The organism is Trichocoleus sp. FACHB-46, assembly GCF_014695385.1.
Taxonomy (GTDB): Bacteria; Cyanobacteriota; Cyanobacteriia; order FACHB-46; family FACHB-46; genus Trichocoleus.
Genome location: NZ_JACJOD010000014.1, coordinates 21,341 through 43,585 on the forward strand (window position 1 = coordinate 21,341; position 22,245 = coordinate 43,585).

At 49.2% G+C, this 22,245-nt stretch carries 17 protein-coding genes; 5 read left to right on the forward strand and 12 right to left on the reverse strand.

Features of this window, described 5'->3' with window-relative positions; genetic code table 11:
• Positions 1-82: 82 nt before the first annotated feature.
• The 4 genes from H6F72_RS10475 to H6F72_RS10490 are packed head-to-tail and all read right to left on the reverse strand — an operon-like array spanning position 83 to position 6,598.
• Positions 83-1,048, reverse strand: coding sequence for a PleD family two-component system response regulator (locus H6F72_RS10475; protein WP_348252112.1), 966 nt, complete (start codon positions 1,046-1,048; stop codon positions 83-85).
• The gene (locus H6F72_RS10480; RefSeq protein ID WP_190434422.1) at positions 1,036-5,610 is read right to left on the reverse strand and encodes a PAS domain S-box protein; all 4,575 of its coding nucleotides are present in this window, start codon (positions 5,608-5,610) and stop codon (positions 1,036-1,038) included. The genes H6F72_RS10475 and H6F72_RS10480 overlap by 13 nt, the downstream gene beginning before the upstream one ends.
• Positions 5,607-6,221, reverse strand: a complete 615-nt coding sequence (locus tag H6F72_RS10485; protein ID WP_190434423.1) for a chemotaxis protein CheC — start codon at positions 6,219-6,221, stop codon at positions 5,607-5,609. Before H6F72_RS10485 ends, H6F72_RS10480 begins: the two co-directional genes overlap by 4 nt.
• On the reverse strand, positions 6,218-6,598 hold the full coding sequence (locus tag H6F72_RS10490; RefSeq protein ID WP_190434425.1) for a response regulator transcription factor: 381 nt from the start codon (positions 6,596-6,598) through the stop codon (positions 6,218-6,220). The genes H6F72_RS10485 and H6F72_RS10490 overlap by 4 nt, the downstream gene beginning before the upstream one ends.
• 245 nt (positions 6,599-6,843) lie before the next feature.
• Between H6F72_RS10490 and H6F72_RS10495 the strand changes: the two genes are divergently transcribed.
• The 3 genes from H6F72_RS10495 to ilvB all read left to right on the forward strand — a co-directional run bounded on the left by H6F72_RS10495 (position 6,844) and on the right by ilvB (position 10,965).
• Complete coding sequence (locus H6F72_RS10495) at positions 6,844-7,455, forward strand: hypothetical protein (RefSeq protein ID WP_190434426.1); 612 nt, start codon at positions 6,844-6,846, stop codon at positions 7,453-7,455.
• 205 nt (positions 7,456-7,660) lie between these two features.
• Positions 7,661-8,911, forward strand: a complete 1,251-nt coding sequence (locus tag H6F72_RS10500) for an MFS transporter (protein WP_190434428.1) — start codon at positions 7,661-7,663, stop codon at positions 8,909-8,911.
• 218 nt (positions 8,912-9,129) lie between these two features.
• Positions 9,130-10,965: a biosynthetic-type acetolactate synthase large subunit gene (ilvB, locus tag H6F72_RS10505; RefSeq protein WP_190434430.1), complete on the forward strand. Its 1,836-nt coding sequence runs from the start codon at positions 9,130-9,132 to the stop codon at positions 10,963-10,965.
• Between the two features lie 80 nt (positions 10,966-11,045).
• Here ilvB and H6F72_RS10510 read toward each other — a convergent pair whose 3' ends face one another.
• Together H6F72_RS10510 and H6F72_RS10515 are read right to left on the reverse strand one after the other, a co-directional pair.
• Positions 11,046-11,525: a hypothetical protein gene (locus tag H6F72_RS10510; RefSeq protein WP_206755430.1), complete on the reverse strand. Its 480-nt coding sequence runs from the start codon at positions 11,523-11,525 to the stop codon at positions 11,046-11,048.
• 58 nt (positions 11,526-11,583) lie between these two features.
• Entirely contained in the window at positions 11,584-12,231 is a 648-nt protein-coding gene (locus H6F72_RS10515) for a hypothetical protein (RefSeq protein WP_199299023.1), read from the reverse strand.
• 192 nt (positions 12,232-12,423) lie between these two features.
• Between H6F72_RS10515 and dacB the strand changes: the two genes are divergently transcribed.
• A complete protein-coding gene (gene dacB, locus H6F72_RS10520; protein ID WP_190434434.1) occupies positions 12,424-13,968 on the forward strand; it encodes a D-alanyl-D-alanine carboxypeptidase/D-alanyl-D-alanine-endopeptidase in 1,545 nt (514 codons plus the stop codon).
• A gap of 8 nt (positions 13,969-13,976) precedes the next feature.
• On the opposite strand, the gene H6F72_RS10525 is transcribed toward dacB, so the two are convergent.
• From H6F72_RS10525 to fraC, 3 genes are read right to left on the reverse strand one after another with little or no spacing between them, the layout of a single operon-like run.
• Positions 13,977-14,750, reverse strand: a complete 774-nt coding sequence (locus tag H6F72_RS10525) for an ABC transporter permease subunit (protein ID WP_190434456.1) — start codon at positions 14,748-14,750, stop codon at positions 13,977-13,979.
• Between the two features lie 36 nt (positions 14,751-14,786).
• On the reverse strand, positions 14,787-15,929 hold the full coding sequence (locus tag H6F72_RS10530) for a DUF5357 family protein (RefSeq protein ID WP_190434459.1): 1,143 nt from the start codon (positions 15,927-15,929) through the stop codon (positions 14,787-14,789).
• A complete protein-coding gene (gene fraC, locus H6F72_RS10535; protein WP_190434462.1) occupies positions 15,916-16,467 on the reverse strand; it encodes a filament integrity protein FraC in 552 nt (183 codons plus the stop codon). The genes H6F72_RS10530 and fraC overlap by 14 nt, the downstream gene beginning before the upstream one ends.
• A 137-nt stretch (positions 16,468-16,604) precedes the next feature.
• Here fraC and H6F72_RS10540 point away from each other — a divergent pair, with 137 nt between their 5' ends.
• Complete coding sequence (locus H6F72_RS10540) at positions 16,605-17,738, forward strand: cob(I)yrinic acid a,c-diamide adenosyltransferase (protein WP_190434469.1); 1,134 nt, start codon at positions 16,605-16,607, stop codon at positions 17,736-17,738.
• 31 nt (positions 17,739-17,769) lie between these two features.
• Here the strand turns inward: H6F72_RS10540 and H6F72_RS10545 are convergent, their stop codons facing one another.
• From H6F72_RS10545 to H6F72_RS10555, 3 genes are all read right to left on the reverse strand, one after another.
• Positions 17,770-19,104 carry a hypothetical protein gene (locus tag H6F72_RS10545; RefSeq protein ID WP_190434471.1) on the reverse strand — a complete coding sequence of 445 codons (1,335 nt, stop codon included), beginning with the start codon at positions 19,102-19,104 and terminating at the stop codon, positions 17,770-17,772.
• A gap of 454 nt (positions 19,105-19,558) precedes the next feature.
• A complete protein-coding gene (locus H6F72_RS10550; protein WP_190434473.1) occupies positions 19,559-21,748 on the reverse strand; it encodes a DEAD/DEAH box helicase in 2,190 nt (729 codons plus the stop codon).
• Between the two features lie 140 nt (positions 21,749-21,888).
• Positions 21,889-22,242 (reverse strand): hypothetical protein, encoded by a 354-nt coding sequence (locus tag H6F72_RS10555; RefSeq protein ID WP_190434476.1) that lies wholly within the window; start codon positions 22,240-22,242, stop codon positions 21,889-21,891.
• Positions 22,243-22,245 lie beyond the last annotated feature (3 nt).

The following is a 22,245-nucleotide window of genomic DNA, read 5'->3' on the forward strand; positions in this document are numbered from 1 at the left end:
CGAAGAAATATTTTCTCCAGGCGATCGCTGACTAAACTGGTTGATCACCAATGGTTCATCACAAATGGCAGCCAGCTCAAGCTTAGTAAAGGCTTGTTTGGGAAGTGCAGTATTGATTTCGTCCTGCGGCCTTCGCTTGATACAGCGCTTTATCGGCAAGGGTAACTAAGACTGAGGGATTTGAATCAAATTGGGGCACAACTGTTGCAATGCCTAAGCTGAGCGTCACGGAATGACTGGCTTGAGAACTATTGTGGGGAAGTTGGAGCGCTTTGACTTTGTATTGAACATCTTGGGCGACTTTAACCCCACCCCTAGATTCGGTAGAAGGTAAGATCAAAGCAAATTCTTCGCCGCCATAGCGAGCTGCGAGGTCAGCAGGACGTCTAGCACAACTACTAATGGTTTTAGCAATTTGTTGCAAGCAGTCATCTCCCGCTTGATGACCATAGGTATCGTTGTAGGCTTTGAAGCAATCAATGTCACACAAAATCAAGGTGAGGGACAACCGCTCTCTAGCCAGACGTTGCCAGGATTGATAAAGGTGCTGATCGAAGCAGCGGCGGTTCGCTAGTTGAGTTAGCCCATCTACTAAAGCCAGACGTTGTAGTACCTGATTGGCTGATTCTAGCTGGCGATGCAGTTGGCTTTGTTGAATTAAGCGCTTCACCCTTTGACGCAACACGGCCCAATGGATCGGCTTGGTGACGTAGTCAGTAGCTCCGGCGGCAAAAGCTTGGGCGACTGATTCTTCATCTTCTAATCCGGTAATCATCAAAACCGGAGTGCGATCGCCGCTAGGAAGGGCTTGTAGCTTAGCGCAAAAGGTAAAACCGTCCATGATCGGCATAAGTGCATCCAAGAGGACAATATCAGGATGCAGATGTTTGTAGTCTTCTAGCCCTTGCTCTCCGTTTGGGGCTTCTACGACCTGGTAGCCTTCTTGCTCCATCGCTCGACGTAACTGTAGCCGCATGAAGACATCGTCATCCACAACTAACACTAATGGAGAGTCTCGCTGCTCCAAGATCGTGCTTATCTCAGACACCGTTGCCGCTCCAGTTCTAGGGCTGCTTTAACCTCGGTGAACTCCTTCTCTACCAACGCGACCTGGGCGACCCAATTCATCGATGCCATCTCCTGACAGTTGCTTTCCAGCTCTTTACACAAGGCAGCAAGCCTGATAGCTCCTAGGGTAGCGCTACTTGATTTTAGAGTGTGAGTCAGTAAACGCAACAACGCTAGATCACCCTGGGCGCTTGCTAGCTGCATGCTTTGGATCAGCTTGGGAGTTTCCTGGAGATAGCTACCAATAAGTTCCACCAAGATGCCCCCTGCATCCTCACCTACCATCTTGCGGAAACACTGCATGACTTGAGCATCGACAGCCGCAGAGCTATGTTCTACTCGGTCTATCTGGGGCGGGCGATCGCTAGGACTAGGCTTCGGCTCACATCTCAGCAAAGCAGTAGACAATTCCTCAACTTTGATTGGCTTGCTGATGTAGTCGTCCATTCCTACCTCTAAGCACATCTCGCGATCGCCCTGTATCGCATTGGCAGTCACTGCAATGATCCGAGGACGTTGATGGGGCAACCATTCCTGACAAATGCAACGAGTTGCCTCCAACCCATCCATCTGAGGCATTTGGATATCCATTAGGATCACATCATAAGCCTGACGACGCAATGCCTCTAGCACCTCCAAACCATTTGCAGCGATGTCGGCTGTGTAGCCTAAGCGCTTCAGCAGCAGCAAGGCCACCTTCTGATTTACGGTGTGGTCCTCCGCGAGCAAAATCCGCAATTGAGGTAATTCTGGTGAAATATCCGAAGTAGCTAGATTCATGGAAGCAACGGTTTGAGGCAGCACTGGTTCGCTTAGAAGTTTGGTGACTACTTCATACAGCTGGGCTTGTTTGATTGGTTTGGACAGCAACGCGGTCGAAGGCGCGGCATTCACTTCCGCACTAGCTATAGACCATCCCATTGGTGCGAGGAAGGCGATCGGCAACTGCTGACATCCGGGCTGCTGCCGAATTGCCTTAAACAAGGCTAAATTTTGCATCTCTGGCAACTGAACATCTAACAGCACCAGATCAAACTGCTCACCTTGATGTAGCCGTATGAGCGCTGCGTTCCCTGACGACGCAGTTCGTACTGTCATCCCCCAAGCTTGGGCTTGCCCCACGACCAAAGCGCAGTTAACCGCGTGATCATCCACAACTAATAGCCGTTTCCCGGCGAATCGGCTCGTTAAGGGAGATAGAGAATCAGGCTCATTCAGCGCTGGCGTGAAAGCAACGGCTTGCGCCGAGATAGTGAAGTAAAAGGTAGAGCCTGAACCCGCCTTAGATGCGTGAACAGACAGCCAAGCGGGAGAGGGATTACCTGCCACTTGGCCTTGGCTCTCCACCCACATGCAGCCCCCCATCATTTGGCTGAGGCGATCGCTAATGGCTAGACCTAAACCAGTGCCACCATATTGGCGGGTAGTGGAGGAATCAATTTGACTAAAAGCGTGAAACAAACGGTGCATCCGCTGCGCTGGAATGCCAATGCCCGTATCCTTGACCGAGAATTGCACTTCGTAAAATGAGTTGGAGGCGAGTTCAGGCAATAAATTTCTGATCTCTCTTCTTGCCTCTACGCGATCGCTAGAGATCAAAAATTTATTGCCTGCCTGCCTCTGCATCTTTCGAGCCGTGACTAATAACTCGATCGTCCCCGCTTGAGTAAATTTGATGGCGTTGCTTAGTAGATTCGCCAAAATCTGACGCACGCGAGTCACATCTCCCATAATTTGGCTTGGTGTTTCTGGCTGAATTAGATAAGTCAACTCCAAGCCCTTCTCCGCAGCCTGAGATGCCAAAAGATCCAACGATTCCTCTACGCAAGCTTGCAACTCAAACGGGTGTTGCTCTAGTTCCAGCTTGCCTGACTCAATTTTGGAAAAGTCTAAGATGTCGTTGATCAGCGTGAGCAAGGTTTCACTACTGCTACAGATCGTGGTCGCAAAGTCCCGCTGCTGAGAATTTAGCGGTGTGTCTAACAACAACTCAGTCATGCCAATCACAGCATTCATAGGCGTGCGAATTTCATGGCTCATGGTGGCCAAGAACTCACTCTTAGCTTGGTTGGCAGCTTCGGCAGCCCGCCGCGCTTGTTCTAGAGCCAAGTTTTGTTGAGTTAGCCGTTCTCGTTGCAGAGTTTCTTGCTCTAGTAAGGCAGCTTGAGCTAAGGCAATCCCGACTTGGGTAGCTACGGCTTCTAGGAGTTCAATCTCATCGGGTGCCCACTGGCGAAACTGATCACATTGATGGAGCGCAATGGTGCCGTTAGGGACTCCTTGATAAGAAGTGCGAATAGCTAAAATTGATTGGAGATTGACCTGAGCGCAGTTAGCAACAGCCGATTGAAAGAGATGGCTGGCATAAACATTCGGTACAGCGATCGCTTGGTCTTGAGCCAGCAGCTTTTCCGCATAAACTTGACTGACCAGAGGCACTTTGACGACTTGGGTCGAGGCATAGCCTAGTTCTAAATATTCAGCAACGCAAGGAAGTTGGGGACTTGCTCCTGCTAAGTAAGCGCGAATTACACAGCGATTTGCCCCAAAAGCTTGGCCTACTTGAGTGGCTGTGGTCCGAAAAATATCTTGTGAGTTTAAGCTTTGGCGGATTTCTTGAGTGATTTGTTTAAGCAGATCAGCTCGATAGATTTGCTGTTGCAATGCTAATTCTGCTTGCTGGCGTTGAGTGATGTCTCGGTAGTTAATAACTGTACCGACCGTTTCACCAGCAATCTTCTGCGGCTGTGCATAACGCTCAAAGCTTCTGCCATCGTTTAGCTCAATCACATGGCAGCTAGCTGTATCTGGATGATCGTAAGACTTCTGCACCTGGGCCCGGAAGTTGGTTGGATCTTTAACGCGAGTCTGAGCGTAGGCGACAAACTGGCGATCGCTCCGAGCAGACAGAATGGCGTCAGGAGCGTGCCACATTTCGGCAAACTTGCCATTCCAAATCACCATATTCTCCTCTCGGTCTACCACCAAAATGCCATCTGCCGTGGATTCCAAGGTGGCTTGCAGCAGAGAGAGCGATCGCGCTAGTTCTTGCTCGGCTTGCTTTTGCTCGGTAATGTCATGCAACACTACTACGGCCCCCAGCTTTTTGCCCTGAGGATCGGCGATCGCCTGTCCACTCGCTAACACGGTGCGGAATTGTCCCCCTGGAGGCACAATCACCATTTCTACATTGCGGACCTTTTCGTTTTGCAAAGCTCGGAAGAGGGGGATTTCCTCGATCGGCATCAAAGTTTTTCCGTCAGGGCGATGTAACCCGTAGTAAGCCGCCCAGTCCTCTAGCGGCATTAGCTGCACGTCTGAAGCATGAAAGCTCTGTACTGCCCGGTTAAACAGGGTCAAGCTTCCCGCCGCATCACAAGCCACAATGCCCGACTCCACGTTGTCCAGCAGAATCTTGAGAAACATTTGCTCTTTTTGCAGAGCGGCTTCTACTTGCTTGCGCTCAACAATTTCATTGAGCAGTTCTGTATTGGCTTGAGCTAGTTCAGCAGTCCGTGCGGCTACTCGCTGCTCCAACTCGTCGTGGGCCTGTTGCAAAGCAGCTTCTGCTTGGCTGCGATCGTTTTCAGCCTGCACACGTTCGTCGATATCTGTACAAGTGCCAATCCATTCTCGGACCGTGCCATCTCTCTTTAGGACCGGAACTCCCCGCAGGGCAAAGTGACGGTAGCGACCCTCGCTGTCACGGACCCGATATTCAGCGGCATAAGGTGAGTGCGTCCGAACTGCCTCCAGCCAAATTCGTTTGATGCGCTCTTGATCTTCCGGATGCACGACTTCCAGCCATCCTAATCCTTTGAATTCTGTCTCATTTTGTCCGGTAAGAGCCCGCCACAGAGGAGAATCTGCCGTGGCTTGGCCAGTAGCGTCTGTGGTCCACACGACCTGAGCCGTGGCAACTACCAAGGAACGATAGCGCTCCTCACTGCGCCTCAGGTCCGCTTCCGCTCGGTGTCGCTCCTGAATTTCGCGCTGCAATTGCATGTTTGCCTGCAAGAGGGACGCTGTACGCTGTTGTACCCGCTGCTCTAGAACGTCATGCGCTTCTTGCAAGGCGGCCTCTGCTCGTTGGCGTTCCTGAATCTCTTGCTGCGCTAGTTGTTGCGCTTGCCTATAATTTTGAATTTGGGAATTAAGGTCTGTGACATCTTGAATTGAGAGCAGGGCATAAAAGCCATTGCCATCAACCGCAGGAACCGCCGTCACAACAGTATGCTGCACCCGACATTGGCCACTGGGTAAGCAAGATGGAATCAAAGATTGGTGAAGCTGGGCCGAAAAGACGGTAGGAGTGCCATTCTCAAAAACTTGTTGCAAACGGCTCACATACTGCGACGCCTGTAGGTGCGGAAACACCTCAGTCAGGTTTTGACCTCGTAACTGATTTCTAGATAATTTGGTCCAGTTTTCTAAGCAACTGTTCCAGAAGACTACGCTGAAGTCTTGCTGCAACACACAAACTCCCATCGGAATCTGGTCCAGTAAACCAAATTTTTCTGCAATCAGTTGGGCTTCATTCATGCTGATTCTTCCAAGCCAAGATTTAGAGCTGTGAGCAGCGTGTCGAGAGCGCCCAATTTGAAAATTAAGATGATGTCTCCAGCAATTAGGAGTTGTTCGATAGTGAAGCGAGCTTTGGCAATCAGAACGGCAGCGCTGGCAATCTCAAAGTCGTGAGAAGTTAAGAGATTGCCAACGGTATCTTCTAAATAAATGGGTAGCGAGTAGTTGAGATGTTGCTGGAGGACATTGCTAATCGAACCCATCACTCCATTGATCACAATGTTGCCAACTTCGCTCAGAGTGCCAATCTTGACGGCATCCAAGTCGTATAAGTCAAATTCCTCGCGAGTTAAAACTGCAACTAGTTTGGAGGCACTATCGGTCGGAAACACGAGTTGAGCCACGCCTGCAAAGGAACCATTGAAGCCTAACCGTACCGCTGAGATCGGTGCTATGCCTAGCTGCTGTTCTAAATCTTGTTGGACTTCGGCAGATGAAATTAACTTTGTATATGGGATTTGTAAATGGACATGAGAACCAACCATTTCATTCAGAATGCTAGCGGCTCGTCCGACACCAATATTGACTAGCTCTTGCAAAGCGTCTAGCTCATAGACCGTTGGCATCATGGAGTGATTCCTCCTACCTTGGCGGCGATCGCTTGGTCAATAGCGGCGGCTAACTCTTGGGGGTTGGGGGGCTTGCCTAGAACGGCGATCGCCCCTAGCTCTAAGCATTGCTGCCGAGAACTCGACTGAATATCCGCAGTCAGGACGATCGCAGGCATCCGGCTCTCCTGATCTCGCAGCTTTTGCAGCACTTCACGACCATCTAGGTCAGGCATCAACAGATCTAGCAAAATACAGTCAGGAGCATGAGTGAGAGCTTTCTCCAGTCCTTCTCGACCACAGCTAGCTTCTACTGTGGTGTGGCCTGCGGCCTGCAAAGTTTTACTAATGAGTCTGCGGGTAAACCACGCATCTTCGACGATAAGAATCAAAGCCATTTCTTTGCCCTAGTGGTTAGTTAGCAGACTCGTACCCTGGCCCAGCTTTGACTGCGCTGACCTGAATCTATGCCTGATCTACATTTGCGTTTAATATTCCCCTGAGAGTCACTAGGTAATCAGAAGGTGATGAGGAGGCAATTAGAGCGGGTAAATAGCGGGCGATCGCACAGCTTGAGGTGGCAACCAAAATGCGCTGAGACAACCTTGAAATGGCAGAGTTAGCTGTTAGTAAATCTAAATTTATGAGCATTCTTATTTGTCCTGGTGTACACAACTTAGAGCTGACTCAAAGTTTTCTCCAGGGGTTGCCATTGCGTTCTACACCAAACCTATTGGCCGCTGATCACACAAATCAATCGGAAAACTTATTCATTTTTCCGGCACAATGTTATCCAGCCTATTCTGCATTTCATATCGTGCACTTCCTCCAGGAAACATTTCGTCAGCATCAGCTGAGTTCTGCTCAAACGGGCTTGGTGTTTCTAAGTTTTAGTGCAGGTGTGGCAGGGGCTATGGGTGCAGCTTGGGCTTGGCAACAGTTGGGGGGTCAAGTAAAAGCCTTGATCGCCTTGGATGGTTGGGGTGTACCCTTATACGGAGACTTTCCCATTCACCGAGTCAGTCACGATTACTTTACCCATTGGAGTTCTGCTTTGTGGGGTGCTGGAGCAGATAGTTTTTATGCCGAGCCAGCCATTGATCATTTGGAGCTTTGGCGATCGCCGCAAACCGTTCAGGGATGGTGGGTGCCTGTAGCCAATCCAACTCAGCAATCACCAACTGCAACTACCGCAGCCATTTTTCTAACTGTCCTACTACAGCGCTATGGAGAATCAGGTCTCTTTGTAAGCTAAACATAACCAGCTAAAAACCTTGCTCCTGAAAACCGCCGTTAAGTTAGGCTCTCAGTCATTAGCTTGCTAGTTCTTTTTCTTTGTTTTTTCCTCTAGCGCTCGCCCAATAGCCTCAAGCGAAAAAGTTGCTGAGCAACTGGTCACTTAGAGCTAGCAAAGCGCACACTAGGGGAGGTAGAATCCCTGGACTTTACAACTTCGCTTTATGCTTCCAGTCAGCCCGCCCCCTCCTGAGAGTGGATTTCGCAGCTTGATCAAAAATCGAGCATTTTTGGCGTTGTGGATGGGGCAATTACTCTCGCAAGTCGCGGATAAAGTTTTTTTCGTGCTGCTGATTACCTTGCTGGTAGATTACAAACCCCTACCAGGGCTAGAAAACTCGATGCGATCAGTGCTGATGGTTGCCTTCACGTTGCCTGCCATTCTGTTTGGTTCTGCGGCTGGCATCTTTGTCGATCGCTTTCCTAAAAAGCACATTCTCACTATCTGCAATGTCAGCCGTGGCCTGCTCACCTTGCTTATCCCGATCTTGCCCAAGGCGTTTCTGATTCTCCTGATCATCACCTTCGCTGAATCAGTGCTGACTCAGTTTTTTGCGCCCGCAGAACAGGCAGCCATTCCGCTCTTGGTGGAAAAAGAAGGGTTAATGACCGCCAATGCGTTGTTTACAACGACGATGCTGGGGTCATTAATTATTGGATTTGCCGTGGGTGAACCGTTGTTGAGCTTGGCGAGAGTTGGGGGTGACTTCGGCCAGGAGATTTTGGTGGGGGGGCTTTATCTGATTGCGGGAGCCGTCTTGTGGCTCGTCCCAATTCGAGAAAAGCATGTCAGCGATCACTTGGTAGCGGTTCATCCTTGGCATGACTTCAAAGCAGGGCTGCGTTACCTCAAGAAAGAGCGACTGGTGAGTAATGCTTTGCTCCAACTCACTATTTTGTATTCTGTCTTTGCTGCCCTAACGGTTCTCGCCATTAACTTGGTAGAAGATATTGGCCTTAAACCCAATCAATTTGGCTTTCTGCTAGCCGCAGCAGGCATTGGTATGGTCTTTGGGGCAGGAGTGCTAGGTCATTGGGGCGATCGCTTCCATCACAAACCCCTACCCTTGATTGGGTTCTTGTGTATGGCTTTTGCCCTGAGTATGTTTACCTTTACCACTAACCTATGGATCGGTTTAAGTTTAAGTGCCTTCTTGGGCGTGGGTGCTTCGATGATTGGCGTACCCATGCAAACTTTAATTCATCAACAAACGCCAGAGTCCATGCGGGGCAAAGTGTTTGGCTTTCAAAATAATGTCGTTAACATCGCACTGAGCCTACCACTCGCGATCGCGGGGCCGCTCACCGATGCAATTGGTTTGCGAGCGGTGCTCCTAGGCATGAGCATTTTAGTTAGTATGGTAGGAATTTGGGCTTGGCAAAACACCCGCCGAGTTCTGCAAGATGTGATCTAATCGCATCGGACTAGGACTGTCATCAGTTCCTGACAGCAGCTACACCTCTACCCTTTATCAGGTGTAGGTTTGATCTATGTTCAGCCAATCTAGAAACTGTTGAGACTTATCTATCGACAGGGATCAGGATTGGGATCTAAACTGAAGTCTTAGTCTTGAATGCATCATTAGATACAAAAGTCATCCACCTTAACCTATAGCGGTCGAGAGGTCTTCCTGTGCAGTTGCAGAGTGTAGCGGTCAAGCGTGCGTCTGGTGCTTTCGCATTAATTGATAGTTTGAAACGTCACGGCGTTAAACACATTTTTGGTTATCCCGGTGGCGCGATTCTGCCAATTTATGATGAGCTGTACCGCGCTGAGGCGGCTGGCGGCATTCACCACATTCTGGTTAGGCATGAACAGGGAGCGGCTCATGCGGCTGACGGTTATGCGCGGGCTACGGGTGAAGTTGGCGTTTGCTTCGCCACATCTGGTCCCGGTGCCACCAATCTAGTGACTGGCATTGCCACGGCTCACATGGATTCCATTCCCTTAGTTGTGGTGACTGGGCAAGTCGCACGAGCTGCGATCGGCAGTGATGCTTTCCAAGAAACCGATATTTGGGGCATTACGCTACCCATCGTCAAGCACTCCTATGTAGTGCGCGATCCTAGAGACATGGCTCGGATTACGGCTGAAGCATTTTACATTGCCAGTTCTGGTCGTCCTGGTCCTGTCTTGATTGACGTGCCTAAGGATGTAGCCTTAGAAGAATTTGACTATGTACCCGTTGACCCTAGCAGCGTTAAGCTAGCGGGCTATCGACCCACAGTTAGAGGCAACCCGCGCCAAGTTGTACAAGCACTCAAGCTAATTCGAGAATCTCGGCAACCCCTGCTTTACATCGGAGGCGGCGCGATCGCGGCTGGAGCGCATAGAGAAGTTCGTGAGCTAGCAGAGCGCTTCCAAATTCCCGTCACCACAACCTTAATGGGCAAAGGCTCATTTGAAGAGACTCACCCCTTGGCCCTCGGCATGTTGGGTATGCATGGGACAGCCTACGCCAACTTTTCTGTCACCGAGTGTGATCTGCTGATTGCAGTTGGGGCTAGATTTGATGACCGCGTGACTGGCAAACTAGACGAATTTGCCTCCCGCGCTAAAGTCATTCACATTGACATCGATCCTGCTGAAGTCGGCAAGAACCGAGCACCTCAAGTTCCCATTGTGGGTGATGTCCGACAAGTGTTGACGGACTTATTACAACGCAGCACCGAAGACGGAGATAGTCGCTACTCCACTCAAACCCAGGCTTGGCTAGAGCGGATTAACCGCTGGCGAGAAGATTATCCACTCGTAGTGCCTCAGTATCCGGGCAGCTTAGCTCCACAGGAAGTCATTGTAGAACTAAGCCGTCAAGCGCCTGCCGCTTACTACACTACCGATGTAGGCCAACACCAAATGTGGTCAGCCCAGTTTCTCAAGAATGGCCCTCGTCGTTGGATTTCCAGCGCTGGCCTAGGAACGATGGGCTTTGGCTTGCCTGCGGCAATGGGAGCTAAAGTTGCTTTACCGGATGAACAGGTGATTTGTATCAGCGGTGACGCTAGCTTCCAAATGAATCTCCAAGAGCTAGCCACCTTGGCTCAATACGGCATCAACGTCAAAACTGTCATCCTCAACAATGGTTGGCAGGGCATGGTGCGGCAATGGCAGGAAGCTTTCTACGGCGAACGCTACTCTTCCTCCAACATGGAAGTTGGCATGCCTGATTTTGTGAAGCTAGCAGATGCCTTTGGTATCAAAGGCATGGTGATCCATTCCCGCGAGGAGTTGCAAGATGCGATCGCTGAAATGCTAGCCCATGACGGTCCCGTACTCGTAGAAGCTCGGGTGAAGAGAGATGAGAACTGTTACCCAATGGTGGCTCCTGGCAAGAGCAATGCCCAGATGATTGGTTTGCCAGAGCGCGACAAGCTAGGAAAGGCAGCAGAGCTAATTTACTGTAATAGCTGCGGTGCGAAAAACATCTCTACCAACAACTTCTGCCCAGAGTGCGGCACTAAGCTGTAACTCAGCAGAACCATTAAAATTGGTAGGGGCAGGTCTTTGGCCTGCCTTTTTTTTGTGCCTGTCCCTTTATAATTCAATGGTTAATTCGCGGTCGGCACATTATCAAAAGCTACCGTTTTAGGGATAAAAATATCGATCGCGTTGCCTCCTTCAGGAATGCGGAGCCAAACACAAGCATCGGCTGACGCAGAGGGACGCAATTGAAATAACGAAATACTGCCAGTCGAGCGATCGAGACTCACCGCTTCATAAGTCTCACTGGTATCTGGATTCCGGGCATTCGGGCCATTTACAGATGTTTCTGGGTCTTTAATGCGCTTAACTGTCAACAACTCTACCTTGGCCTTGGTATCTAAGGCAGGTTGGACAAATTGTCCCGGTTGGATTTGAGGAATGGGACTAGATGTGGGAGATGCGACTAAATTAGCAGGAGCGGCAGTTCCAAGATTGAGGGTTGTAGATGCTGCATTTCCTGGCCCAGGCACCGAATTACTTGATAGAGCGCCTTGATTCGTAGACTGATTTGCATCGGAACCATTTGAGAGGTTGGCTGTACTCAATTGAGTACACAACCTATTACTGCTGCGCCCTTCTACTGCAGGTCATCTACCGAAGGCGTTATTTCGCAACCTTGACTGCTTGAAACAATTCAGTTTCCGGTACGCGGATATTTAAGATCTTAACTGCCTCTGGTACCCGCAGCCAAACATAAGCATCCACCGATGCGCCTTTGCGAATTCCCTCCAAAGAAATTGGACCCGTTGATTTCCTGATGGCATCCACAGGTTCATAGGTAGCGATATCACTACCTGAGTCTTGGGCCGTGGCACCTCCTACATTGATGAAGTCGTAGGCGCTGACGTTCTCAGCAAGACGACGAATCCGTAATTTGACATTGACAACATCAGAATTGCCAGTGTCTGGATCTTGAATGCGTTCCGCTGATAGCAAAGTCACTTCTGCTTTATTGTCGAGTCCTGGCTGAACCAATTTGCCTGCCTCGGTTGGCACAGCGCTGGGTGAACTAGCAGTTGCAGTTAGTGACTTATCCTTTGCAGCTTCAGGCTTTGTCTGGGTCTGGGTGGTATCGGCAGGCTTAGCTGCTTGCTGGAGTTGCCGCACTTGATAGGCAGCAAAACCGCTCAATGCTAATGCTAGTAAAGAGAAAAGGAGCGCCAATTTGGATGACGAACTGCCGATAGAGCTTTGCCGCTGAGCATCTGAGCGCACAAGGGGTTTTTCACTTTCTCGGCCACGGGTTTTCATAAGTAGCATTACTGAGATAGCCTTGTATTACAATGAGATTTGCGTGTACTGAGTTCGGATCAAGATGAGGCTATTGTAAGGGAAAGCTATTCATTCCGTGATCCCCTCTTGCGGTCCCTCCGAATCTTGTCAATCCTTTTATACTCTCTTCATCTCCACTTAAAACTTACTTCGCCTAGTCAAGCTGGCAATATGCCTATCACTCTCCGCAAGTCGATCGCCTCATTGCTATGTTTTTTTGCATTAGGAACGGTGGGGGTAGGAGCGCAACCAAAAGCTGGATTAGCCACTCCAGGTAATGCTACGCCTGCGCCAATTTGCCCTACTCAATTAGACTCTGCGATCGCCCAAATCCTCCAAAGCGTTTCCTCTACAAATCGTTCCGCCTTTGCGCGCGCCCGCTGGGGCATCCTGATTCAAACCTTGGCCTCGACGAACGCTCCAAGAGAAACTTTGTATGCTCAGGACAGCGATCGCTACTTTTTGCCTGCTTCTAACGCCAAGTTGTTGACCACTGCGGTTGCTCTGCATCAATTAACGCCACAGTTTCGCATTCGCACCTCGGTATACCAGGTTAAGAGCCAAGGGAAGGTAAATCTACGCATTGTTGGGCGAGGCGATCCTAGTTTGACAGACCAGGAACTCAGCATTCTGGCGCAGCAATTACGTCGTCAAGGCATTCAATCAGTTGATCAGTTGCTCGGGGACGAATCCTACTTTCGTGGTCCCGTGCCTAACCCGCAATGGGAATGGGGCGACATCCAAGCGGGATACGGCGCACCCGTCAACAGCTTAATCTTGAATCAAAACGCAGTCGGGCTCCAGTTGTGGCCGCAAGCAGTGGGACAACCGTTGCGAGTGCAGTGGGATGATCCGGCAGAGGCGAGGCGATGGCGCATCAACAATCAATCAGTAACTGTCAAAGACACAGAAGATGAGTTTGTAGAGGTAGGGCGGGATTTAAGCCAGCCGTTGCTGCGAGTGCAAGGACAACTGCGGGTAGGAGGTCCACCAGAACCTGTAGCAGTAGCGATCGCTGAACCCAGCCAGAATTTTTTGCGCCGATTCCAGCGAGCTTTAGCAGCTCAACAAATTCGCGTTGGCCAAACATTAGTTACCCACACACCCACTACTAGAGCAGAGACAGAAATTGCCGCGATCGCCTCTCCCCCGTTATCAACCCTGCTGATTGAAACCAATCGAGAGAGCAACAATCTCTATGCCGAGGCAATTTTGCGGACTTTAGGAGCAAATGCTGGAGCCAACTTAGAACAAGCTGCGGATCTATCTACTGCTGAGCAAGGTTTAGCAGTCGTCCAGCAAACCCTGACTAAATTGGAGGTGGAACCGGATAGCTATGTTTTAGCGGATGGCTCAGGATTGTCTCGCCATAACTTAGTTAGTCCTGCTGCTTTAGTGCAAACCTTACAAGCGAGCGCCCAGTTACCAGAAGCTAAGATTTATCGTGCCTCTCTACCAGTGGCAGGTGTGAGTGGCACCTTACAAAACCGCTTTCGAGACACTCCAGTCCAAGGACGGCTTCAAGCTAAAACGGGAACGCTGTCGGGCATTGCGGCTTTGTCAGGCTACCTCAATCCACCTCAGTATCAGCCACTTGTGTTTAGCATCATTGTCAACCACTCGAATCAACCTGCATCAACCCTACGGCAAACCATTGATGAGATTGTGCTCACCCTGACTCGGTTGCGTCCCTGTGGTCGTAACTCCAGTTTCTAGACCGAGCGTTAGAATTGCCGTCGAGTAAAAATCAAAATCGCGATCGCTAGCAGCAACACTGTGTAAACCAGTCCGTATCCTGCATTCAGCAACAGTTCTCTAGGAGCCGCCAAGACTCCATAAACTGCTTCATTCTTGAGGTCGAGCCGAGCTAGATCAGGTAAAAATAAGTAGATGCCTTTGGTGAGACGGCGCAAATCGGGACTAGAAGCTAAGTTGCCTAGGGTTACCAAGTCGCGGCTGAAATGTCCAACTAGATAAACGGCGAAGGTGAGTAAAGTGGCTAACAGCGAACTGGTAAACACCCCGAACAAAATTGCCGCTGCCGTGATTAGAGACAACTCTAGAAACAAATAAAGCACCGCCACCAAGATGCTGACCAGCGGATACTGAATCTGCGCCCAAGTTAGCACTCCTAGATAAATTGCAGTCATGAGCGACAGGAGTACAGCCAAAACTGCGGACAAACCTAAGTGTTTGCCAATGATGAATTCAGCGCGGCTCATCGGCTTAGCAATTAGCACCAAGACCGTGCGTTTTTCAATTTCTTTGTTAACCAAGCCAGTGCCCACAAACACGGCAATGATCAAACTCAGGGCTGTAATCCCCGCCAACCCGACATCTAGCAAGATTTTGTTTTCTGTGCCTGCCGCAACTTCTGGCAGCAATCGCAGCGCCATAATCAGCAGCAAGGCAAAGAAGCCGATCAAATATAGGATGCGATCGCGGATGACTTCCCAAAAGACATTGGTGGCGATCGTAAAGATTCTGCCGAGATTCACCTTCTCACTCCTTCAGCAATTCCTGCAAAGCAGACCCTAGGATTGCAAAGTTGGGCCTGGTTGAACTAAAGTAGGCCGACTAATAGATCCGCATTCAATCTTACTAGTGCTTGTCGTTTGCGGTATCGCTTCAGGAGCCTCAGGCGTTGGGGCAATAGGAGTAGCTGGGCTGACAGAAGTTTGCTCATTGCTGGGCGCTAGGGAACCGCTGTCCGGCGTTGAAGCTGAAGGGGCAGGCTGGACAGAGATACCAGCTTCAGGGGTAGGCGAGGCAGAAACAGCAGCTTCAGGAGCGGGTGAAGCAGTGGCAGGTGGGTTCTCTCCCTGAGTGATGCGGCAAGTTTTAGTAAGATAGTGGCTAGCAAGGTCAGAACTCGGCCCTTGCCAGAGAGCAAGCAACTGCAAAGTGTAATCTGGTTGATCGGGCAAAAATTGCGCTTGCAATTGCCATAAAGCATTTTCTTCCGAGGCAGGCAGTTGTTGCATTACAGCATTTTCAAACTCGGTTGGCTGTTGCTTGAGCGTTAAGAGCCACCGCTCTACCTCTGACCAAGAACGCGGTTCCAGTTCCGCTTTTAGCGTAGCCTCTGCCTGATTGAGAATGATCACACCCGTTGGAGCTTGGGTTGTTTGCACCCCCAGACGCACGACAAAATTGCTTTGATTAAAATCATTTGCTAACAAGCTGGGGTAGATTTCTAACCAACCTTGAATCACAAAGTAAAGTTGAAACCAACAGCTAATAATTAAATTGCTTAAAAAAAGAATGACGAGTCTTTGACGGCCCGCTGGGGTGGGAGCCCTAAACCGAGGGCCTGATTGGATAAACTCTCCTAAAGAAGCGATCGCGGCTGAAATCAAGGGCCAACTAATAAACAGTAGCGAGGGACGTTCATCTAGCCATTCACCAAACAAAAAAATACTCACTAAGATGCCTGTAATCCAAGGCCCTAAAGACAGACCTCCGATCTGGATCGGGTTCTCAGTGGTGAACCACCCTACCCCAAAAATCAAAAAAATCCAGCCGCAAGTTGCTAGCAAATCGCGAACTAAATCACCTGCCAAGGCTGCCATCAGACAAGAAAAAATACTTAGCAAAATCAAAGTTTGCCAAGAAAAAGCTTTTGGCGGTAGTAATAACTTTTGTAGCGTCTCAAAAATTTCTTTAACTCTGTCCATTCGCTTTAAAGCTCAGGTCGAATGCACGCGCCAATAAGATCAACAAAATAACACTGTAGCTACAAGCATTCGCTAATAAAATTGTAGTCGCTCGGTTGGTAGCAGCCAGGCTCAGCTCCCGACGTTGCAGCTTATCACGAGAACGAAGGATTTTTTGAGTGCTTACTTCTTCTTTCTTGTTTCTTTGTAGCAATATTTCTAATAGTTCTAGTCCTTGCAACTCAACAATGAAAGTACCAAAAAAGGTAAACAAACCAACCATAATTAACAGAGTATTGGTATTTGTGGAACGAGCATTAAAAAGGATATAGCTCATTAATGGGCCTTTCCAATCCAGAGGCAGAGCAGGTTCCAGCGTAAAGAAAAATAGCCAACCAATGGCAGTAGATAAGAGATTGATCGAGGCAGAATATTCTAGGCTAATTCTACGGCTCAACTTTAATCGCTCTTGTAATACCACCGACTCGATCGCGATCGCGATGAATAAAAAGAGTAGTTGAAATAGGATAGCCCGCAATGGCAAAACAAACGAAAACACGGGTCTACCTCCTCAACAGCTGTTTTCATAAGCTAGCTTTTTCAGCCACTTTTCCAGCCCATAATCTCTGAATTTTATTTCAAGTAAAGCTGACAGCACCTCCGCTAAGATGAAACTGCACGAGAAAACTGAGAGCTATGGTAAGAACTGGCGTTGGCATTCGAACCGCTCAAGCACGTTCTGAGCGGCTAGAGGGACAAATTCATGTCTACGATGGAGCGGGCAAAGGCAAGTCCCAAGCAGCGCTGGGCGTAGTGTTGCGCTCGATTGGTTTAGGCATCAACAGTTCTGTCCAAACTCGCGTCTTGCTCCTACGTTTTCTCAAGGGGCCAGGTCGCATGTATGAGGAAGATGCGGCGATCGAAGCTCTACAACGAGGCTTCCCCCACCTGATTGACCAAGTGCGGACTGGGCGAGCCGAGCATTTTGGCCTAAATGACATTACTCGCTTCGATCGCTTAGAAGCACAGCGAGGCTGGGATGTAGCAAAAGGGGCGATCGCTTCTGGTCTCTACTCGGTCGTGGTGTTGGATGAACTCAACCCAGTGCTCGACTTAGGTTTGTTGCCAGTCGATGAGGTGGTCAAGACACTGAAGCAGAAGCCAGAGCACATGGAGATCATTGCCACCGGGCGGGCGGCTCCTCCAGCTTTGATTGACATTGCCAACCTACACTCAGAAATGAAACCCCACCACCATCCCACTGCCGCAGAGCAAGGGATTGATGGCATTGAGATTTACACTGGGGCTGGCAAAGGCAAGTCTACTAGCGCTCTCGGAAAAGCGTTGCAAGCGATCGGCAAAGGCATTAGCCAAGACAAATCTCACCGAGTCCTAATTATTCAATGGTTGAAGGGTGGCTCTGGCTATACCGAAGATGCGGCGATCGCCGCCTTGCAGCAAAGCTACCCTAACTTAGTCGATCACCAACGCTGTGGCCGAGATGCGATTGTGTGGCGGGGCCAGCAGCAAGAACTCGACTATGTGGAAGCTGAACGAGGCTGGGAACTTGCCAGAGCCGCGATCGCTTCTGGACTCTACAAAACCATTATTCTGGATGAACTGAATCCGACGGTGGATCTAGAGTTGCTCCCCGAAGAACCAATTGTGCAAGCGCTGTTGCGTAAACCGCGCGACACCGAAATTATCATCACCGGGCGTTGCAATAATCCTCCAGCCTATTTTGATCTGGCTAGTGTGCATTCTGAAATGATTTGCCACAAGCACTATGCCGAGAAGGGAGTGGATTTGAAGCGCGGTGTTGATTTTTAACTTAGGCTATTCAGTCAAGGCGATCGCAACCTCAGCCTGAGAGCTGAGCAGGTATTTCCACATTGCCACGAAACTGTGAGAAGACCTGGTAAGCCGCTAGATTCTGCTTCTGATAACCGTTGACGTTTTCTGGGTCTACTTTAACCAAGTTGTACTCTACATCTTCTGCATAAACGGTGAAGATGACGCTGAAGATCTCCAAAAAGTGAATTACCCACTGACAATCCGCTTCTTGTAAATTCTCATAGTGTCGAATCAAATCAGCAATACAAGACTCTAGATGAGTCCGAGAGTTTTTGGAAATTAAAATTAATTTGAGCAACAGAATTACCAATGTAATTGGGCTCTTCTGCATAACAAATAACGCAAATAGAGAACTTGGCTCTTTACGATTCTCAGTGGTTAAACATTCAATAACTCGATTGCAAGTTCTAAGTAACAAAGCATCATCCAAATCTCGCTCATCATGAATTTCGTACAGGGATTCCAAACTACCAAACAATGATTTTTTCACTGATTCTGCTAAATCTTGATTACTCATAGAGTAGATCAAGTACTTTTTGAGACTGTCCTTAAACTGGCAATAAGTTAACTCTTGGGTTTGTTTTAAGAAAATATTAGCCAAGTTGGTATAGCTAAATACGCATTTCTTAGCGACTAATCTCTTAATTAAGAGCAGTACCTCGTCTCCTAACAGAGTTGGGTTCTTCAGAGGTACAGTCTGCACAACATTAGACTGAGATCGAGCTACATATAAAGCTAGATCTCGTTTGTACTGCTCCTTTAACTGTTTTGACAGAACTCTAGCTGTTTCCCGCTGCTCTACCGAATTTGTGGTATTCACAAACTGAGAAACTAACAAATAAGACGTGTAGCGATGGCTCCAAGGTCTTTCTGGTTGAAATGTGCAAGCAGAAACAAATAACTCTAGCTCTTGATAATCGCTGCTGCCGACAAACTTCTCTAGCCAACTATTGAGGCGAGTTAGGATGAGAGAAGCTGTTTTGCGATTGAACTTAATCTTAGGAAATAATCCAACTAGCTGTTGGATTATCTGATATTTTTTACTGGTATTCCAGTTGTTGATTAAGATGTAACAAGAGCGTTTGAGAGTATTGCGAAACTCTTGCTCATCATTGGCAACAATAATTTGATACAGTGCTTGGTTTACCTCCGAGCTGGTCATGTTCACTGAGTGAACAAATAAGCTTTCAAACTCGGTTAAAGCAACCTCTGGGGAGCATTGCTTGACTGTATGAATCAAGAACTCATAGATTGTTTCCTGAGCCTGTTCAATTCCCTTTGTGAAGTGCTGAAAATGAGGCTCAGGGTGATAACGCTCGACCGCAGGTTCTTGAATTAACATAAGGAGTCAACAGGGAAGGAGAGTTTGGAGTAGCTCGCACAGACCAACTGGGAAACTTTTGCCAGCCAACCTGCATCCAAGCTAGTAACTGACTCCCGGATGCGGCTGTTGCTCCAAATCTTATGGTTTGCCCGAAGGCAACCTCGTGATTCAACCCTGGTAGATGCGGTGAAGCTGCTCATATTTTTGGCTGATGACGCGCACAGGATACTAGTGACTTTACTGAGGTAATCAGTGTGACGAATCATACGGGCAGGCGTGATCAAAGTCACTCAGGATAAAGTCAGTGTAGCGAGACGATCGCGATCGCCCCATCACTGATATAGGTTATTTGTTTTAGTACTGAGAACATAAACCACAACGCCAGCTTACGGTTTTCCGGGTAACCCCGTGGGTGAGACGCTTGAGCGGTACTCTCTGTAACTTTCAGCCTCCGTGGATCAAGACAAATCTCTTAGGACCATTGCCGCACCACACTCCCTAGTTCTACGGTATTTAGATGATCCAGGATAAAGGCTTTCCGCAAAAGTTCTGGGGGGACATATTCGTCATATTTTTGTAGTCTCGGTACCTCATCCGGACCTAGTAATTCTTCAGCCGCCAGTCCACCATCCGCGATCGCCACAATTTCGCATAGCAAGTTTTCGAGCTTGGCTTTGCCTAACTGTACTGTAAAGAAGTAAGGCGAGCGTCCCCCAATTCCCTTGATTTTCAAGGAGTCTCGGCAGCAGAGCTTCAGGTATCGTTCTAAGGTGCGGTAAGCGGTGGTGCCCAGCCAGGGGAAGATGCAGCAGCTTTGATCGTCCAGTTGCAGCAAATGATGGCGATCAAGTTCGACTCGTCTGGCCCACTGCCGCACAGTTTGCAGTCGTTCCTTCGCTCCTGGTTGCAAGTAGCGATACTCGGTATCCTCAAATAGCACCCGGCGCATGCGTTGCAGCACTTTGGTATGCAATGTGCCACCGCCCCCTTGCCAAGCACTACTGGCAACCCCGCTGCTAGGTTGCACAAATACCGTTTTGGTTTTGTCGTCAACTTCTAGCACTTGCCACGATCGCCCTGCTAAAGCCACGCGATCGCCCACATCCGGAGGCAGCGCAATACTGCCAATCGCCGTAGTTCCTTCTTGCACTGTGTATTCTTCACTGTCTGGGAAAGTGGCGTAGAACTTAAAGCTCCGCACAATACGCTCACCTGCCAGCCCAACGATTAGCGTGCCTTCTGCGGTTTTCTGGATATGGTCAATCTCAATCAGGTGGCGCAGAAGTTGGCGAAATTCTTCTGGAGCGATCGCTCGGAAAGTCGGTAGCGTGAGCACTTGCTGAGCCAAGGCAGCAGGGGACAACTCTCCCAAAGCTACCAGCGTACTCATCGTCTGGTGATAGAGCAGGCTCAAGGGATACTGCAACGGTTGAATCGGCTCGATCCAACGTTCTTCTAGATAAAGCTGAAGGATGGCGATCGTTTGTAGCAGTTGCCAGGGAATCTGATCGGGCAAAAATTCTGGGTCTACGATCGGATCTTCCACACAGACAAAGCGCATATCCGCAGGCGTTCCCCGTCGGCCCGATCGCCCTAGCCGCTGTAGAAAACTAGCCACCGAGGGCGGAGACTCCAACTGAATCACTCGCTCTAGTTGTCCAATATCAATCCCCATCTCAAAGGTGACGGTTGCTGCTGTCACGGCGGGAGTGGGAGCCCGCATCGCATCTTCCGCTGCTGCTCGTAAGGTGGCGGAGATGCTGCCATGATGCACATGGTAAATATCGGGTAAGCCTTTAGCGGTGGCGACTTGGCGTAAAGTGGCAATTGCTTCTTCGGCAGCAGTGCGATTGTTGGCAAAAATCAGGCACTTGCGCGACTGCGTTTGGTTGAACAAGTAATTTTGGTACGGGCTAAATGCCGCGTCCCGATTGTCTCCTTTGGCTCGGATTGGCTCTGAGCGGTAGAAATGCTCCAGAGATAAATGCAGGGTACGTTGCCCCACTTTTACCTCTGGGGTGATCACCGATTGCTGGGTGCCCGATCGCAGCCAATCTTCGGCTAACCCGTAATCTCCTAGCGTGGCGGATAAACCAATGCGACGAGGATGATTTTGTGTCAGCTTTGCCAGTCGCGCTAGCTGGCAGAGAACTTGGCAACCCCGTTCTGAACCAATAAAGGCATGGATTTCATCAATTACCACAAACCGCAGCTCGCCAAACAAGCGATCGAGGTTTTTGCTCTGGTTAATCAACAAACTTTCCAATGATTCAGGTGTAATTTGTAGCACACCTCTGGGATGCTTCAGCAGCTTTTGTTTCTGGCTCTGTGCCACATCCCCATGCCAAGCCCACACGGGAATATCTGCTTCTTTTAATAAGTCGTTCAGGCGATCGAACTGGTCATTGATCAGCGCTTTGATCGGGCCGATGTACATCGCGCCAATCGTTTTGGGGGGTGCCTCATACAGCAAGGTCAGGACTGGCAGAAACGCCGCTTCAGTTTTGCCTGCCGCCGTTCCCGCTGCAATCAACAGATGAGCATCGGTCTCAAAAATCACCCGACAAGCTTCCGCCTGCACTTGCCGCAAATCTGTCCAACCGTGGCTATAAATATATTCCTGAATAAAGGGGGCTAAGCGGTGATAGGCGCGATCGCTCATACAGATTTGTGTTTCTGGGCTAGTAACCCACCCTACCCGATCTGGCTACTGCTGAAACTGTTTTCCTAATATTGCCTGTTTCAATCCAACGGTTAATAGCGAGTTAGGGCTGATTAGGGCGATCGCTCTTATTAGCCTTGTTAAATGGAATTTGGATCGGCACCCATAAAGCCTACTTTCACACCAGCAGATTTCATCACTTTCATTGCTTTATCGTGCATGAAAAGTAGTATTAATAAGCCCAAAATTGGTACGAGTAGACCAATCATAAGTAATACCATCGATGTGACGGAAAGTTTGAGAGACTTGCCAAGCTTGTACAACGCAAATATCTGAAGTACTGATGCAGCCACATATACAAACAAACCTATGGATGGCTCTTCTAAAGAAACACGAGATAAGTTAACAGCTATAGCGGCTAGAATAGACCATAAAAGTAACCTATGGTACTTAGCAACTTCCTGAATTTCTAGACGTGAAAAAGTTATATTCATAGG

What these genes read in the sequence shown, in the direction of transcription:
- H6F72_RS10480 (WP_190434422.1), bottom strand. Translation starts at nt 5,610, where the DNA reads ATGAATGAAGCCCAACTGATTGCAGAAAAATTTGGTTTACTGGACCAG.
- H6F72_RS10485 (WP_190434423.1), bottom strand. Translation starts at nt 6,221, where the DNA reads ATGATGCCAACGGTCTATGAGCTAGACGCTTTGCAAGAGCTAGTCAAT.
- H6F72_RS10490 (WP_190434425.1), bottom strand. Translation starts at nt 6,598, where the DNA reads ATGGCTTTGATTCTTATCGTCGAAGATGCGTGGTTTACCCGCAGACTC.
- H6F72_RS10495 (WP_190434426.1), top strand. Translation starts at nt 6,844, where the DNA reads ATGAGCATTCTTATTTGTCCTGGTGTACACAACTTAGAGCTGACTCAA.
- H6F72_RS10500 (WP_190434428.1), top strand. Translation starts at nt 7,661, where the DNA reads ATGCTTCCAGTCAGCCCGCCCCCTCCTGAGAGTGGATTTCGCAGCTTG.
- H6F72_RS10515 (WP_199299023.1), bottom strand. Translation starts at nt 12,231, where the DNA reads ATGAAAACCCGTGGCCGAGAAAGTGAAAAACCCCTTGTGCGCTCAGAT.
- dacB (WP_190434434.1), top strand. Translation starts at nt 12,424, where the DNA reads ATGCCTATCACTCTCCGCAAGTCGATCGCCTCATTGCTATGTTTTTTT.
- H6F72_RS10530 (WP_190434459.1), bottom strand. Translation starts at nt 15,929, where the DNA reads ATGGACAGAGTTAAAGAAATTTTTGAGACGCTACAAAAGTTATTACTA.
- H6F72_RS10540 (WP_190434469.1), top strand. Translation starts at nt 16,605, where the DNA reads ATGGTAAGAACTGGCGTTGGCATTCGAACCGCTCAAGCACGTTCTGAG.
- H6F72_RS10545 (WP_190434471.1), bottom strand. Translation starts at nt 19,104, where the DNA reads ATGTTAATTCAAGAACCTGCGGTCGAGCGTTATCACCCTGAGCCTCAT.
- H6F72_RS10550 (WP_190434473.1), bottom strand. Translation starts at nt 21,748, where the DNA reads ATGAGCGATCGCGCCTATCACCGCTTAGCCCCCTTTATTCAGGAATAT.
- H6F72_RS10555 (WP_190434476.1), bottom strand. Translation starts at nt 22,242, where the DNA reads ATGAATATAACTTTTTCACGTCTAGAAATTCAGGAAGTTGCTAAGTAC.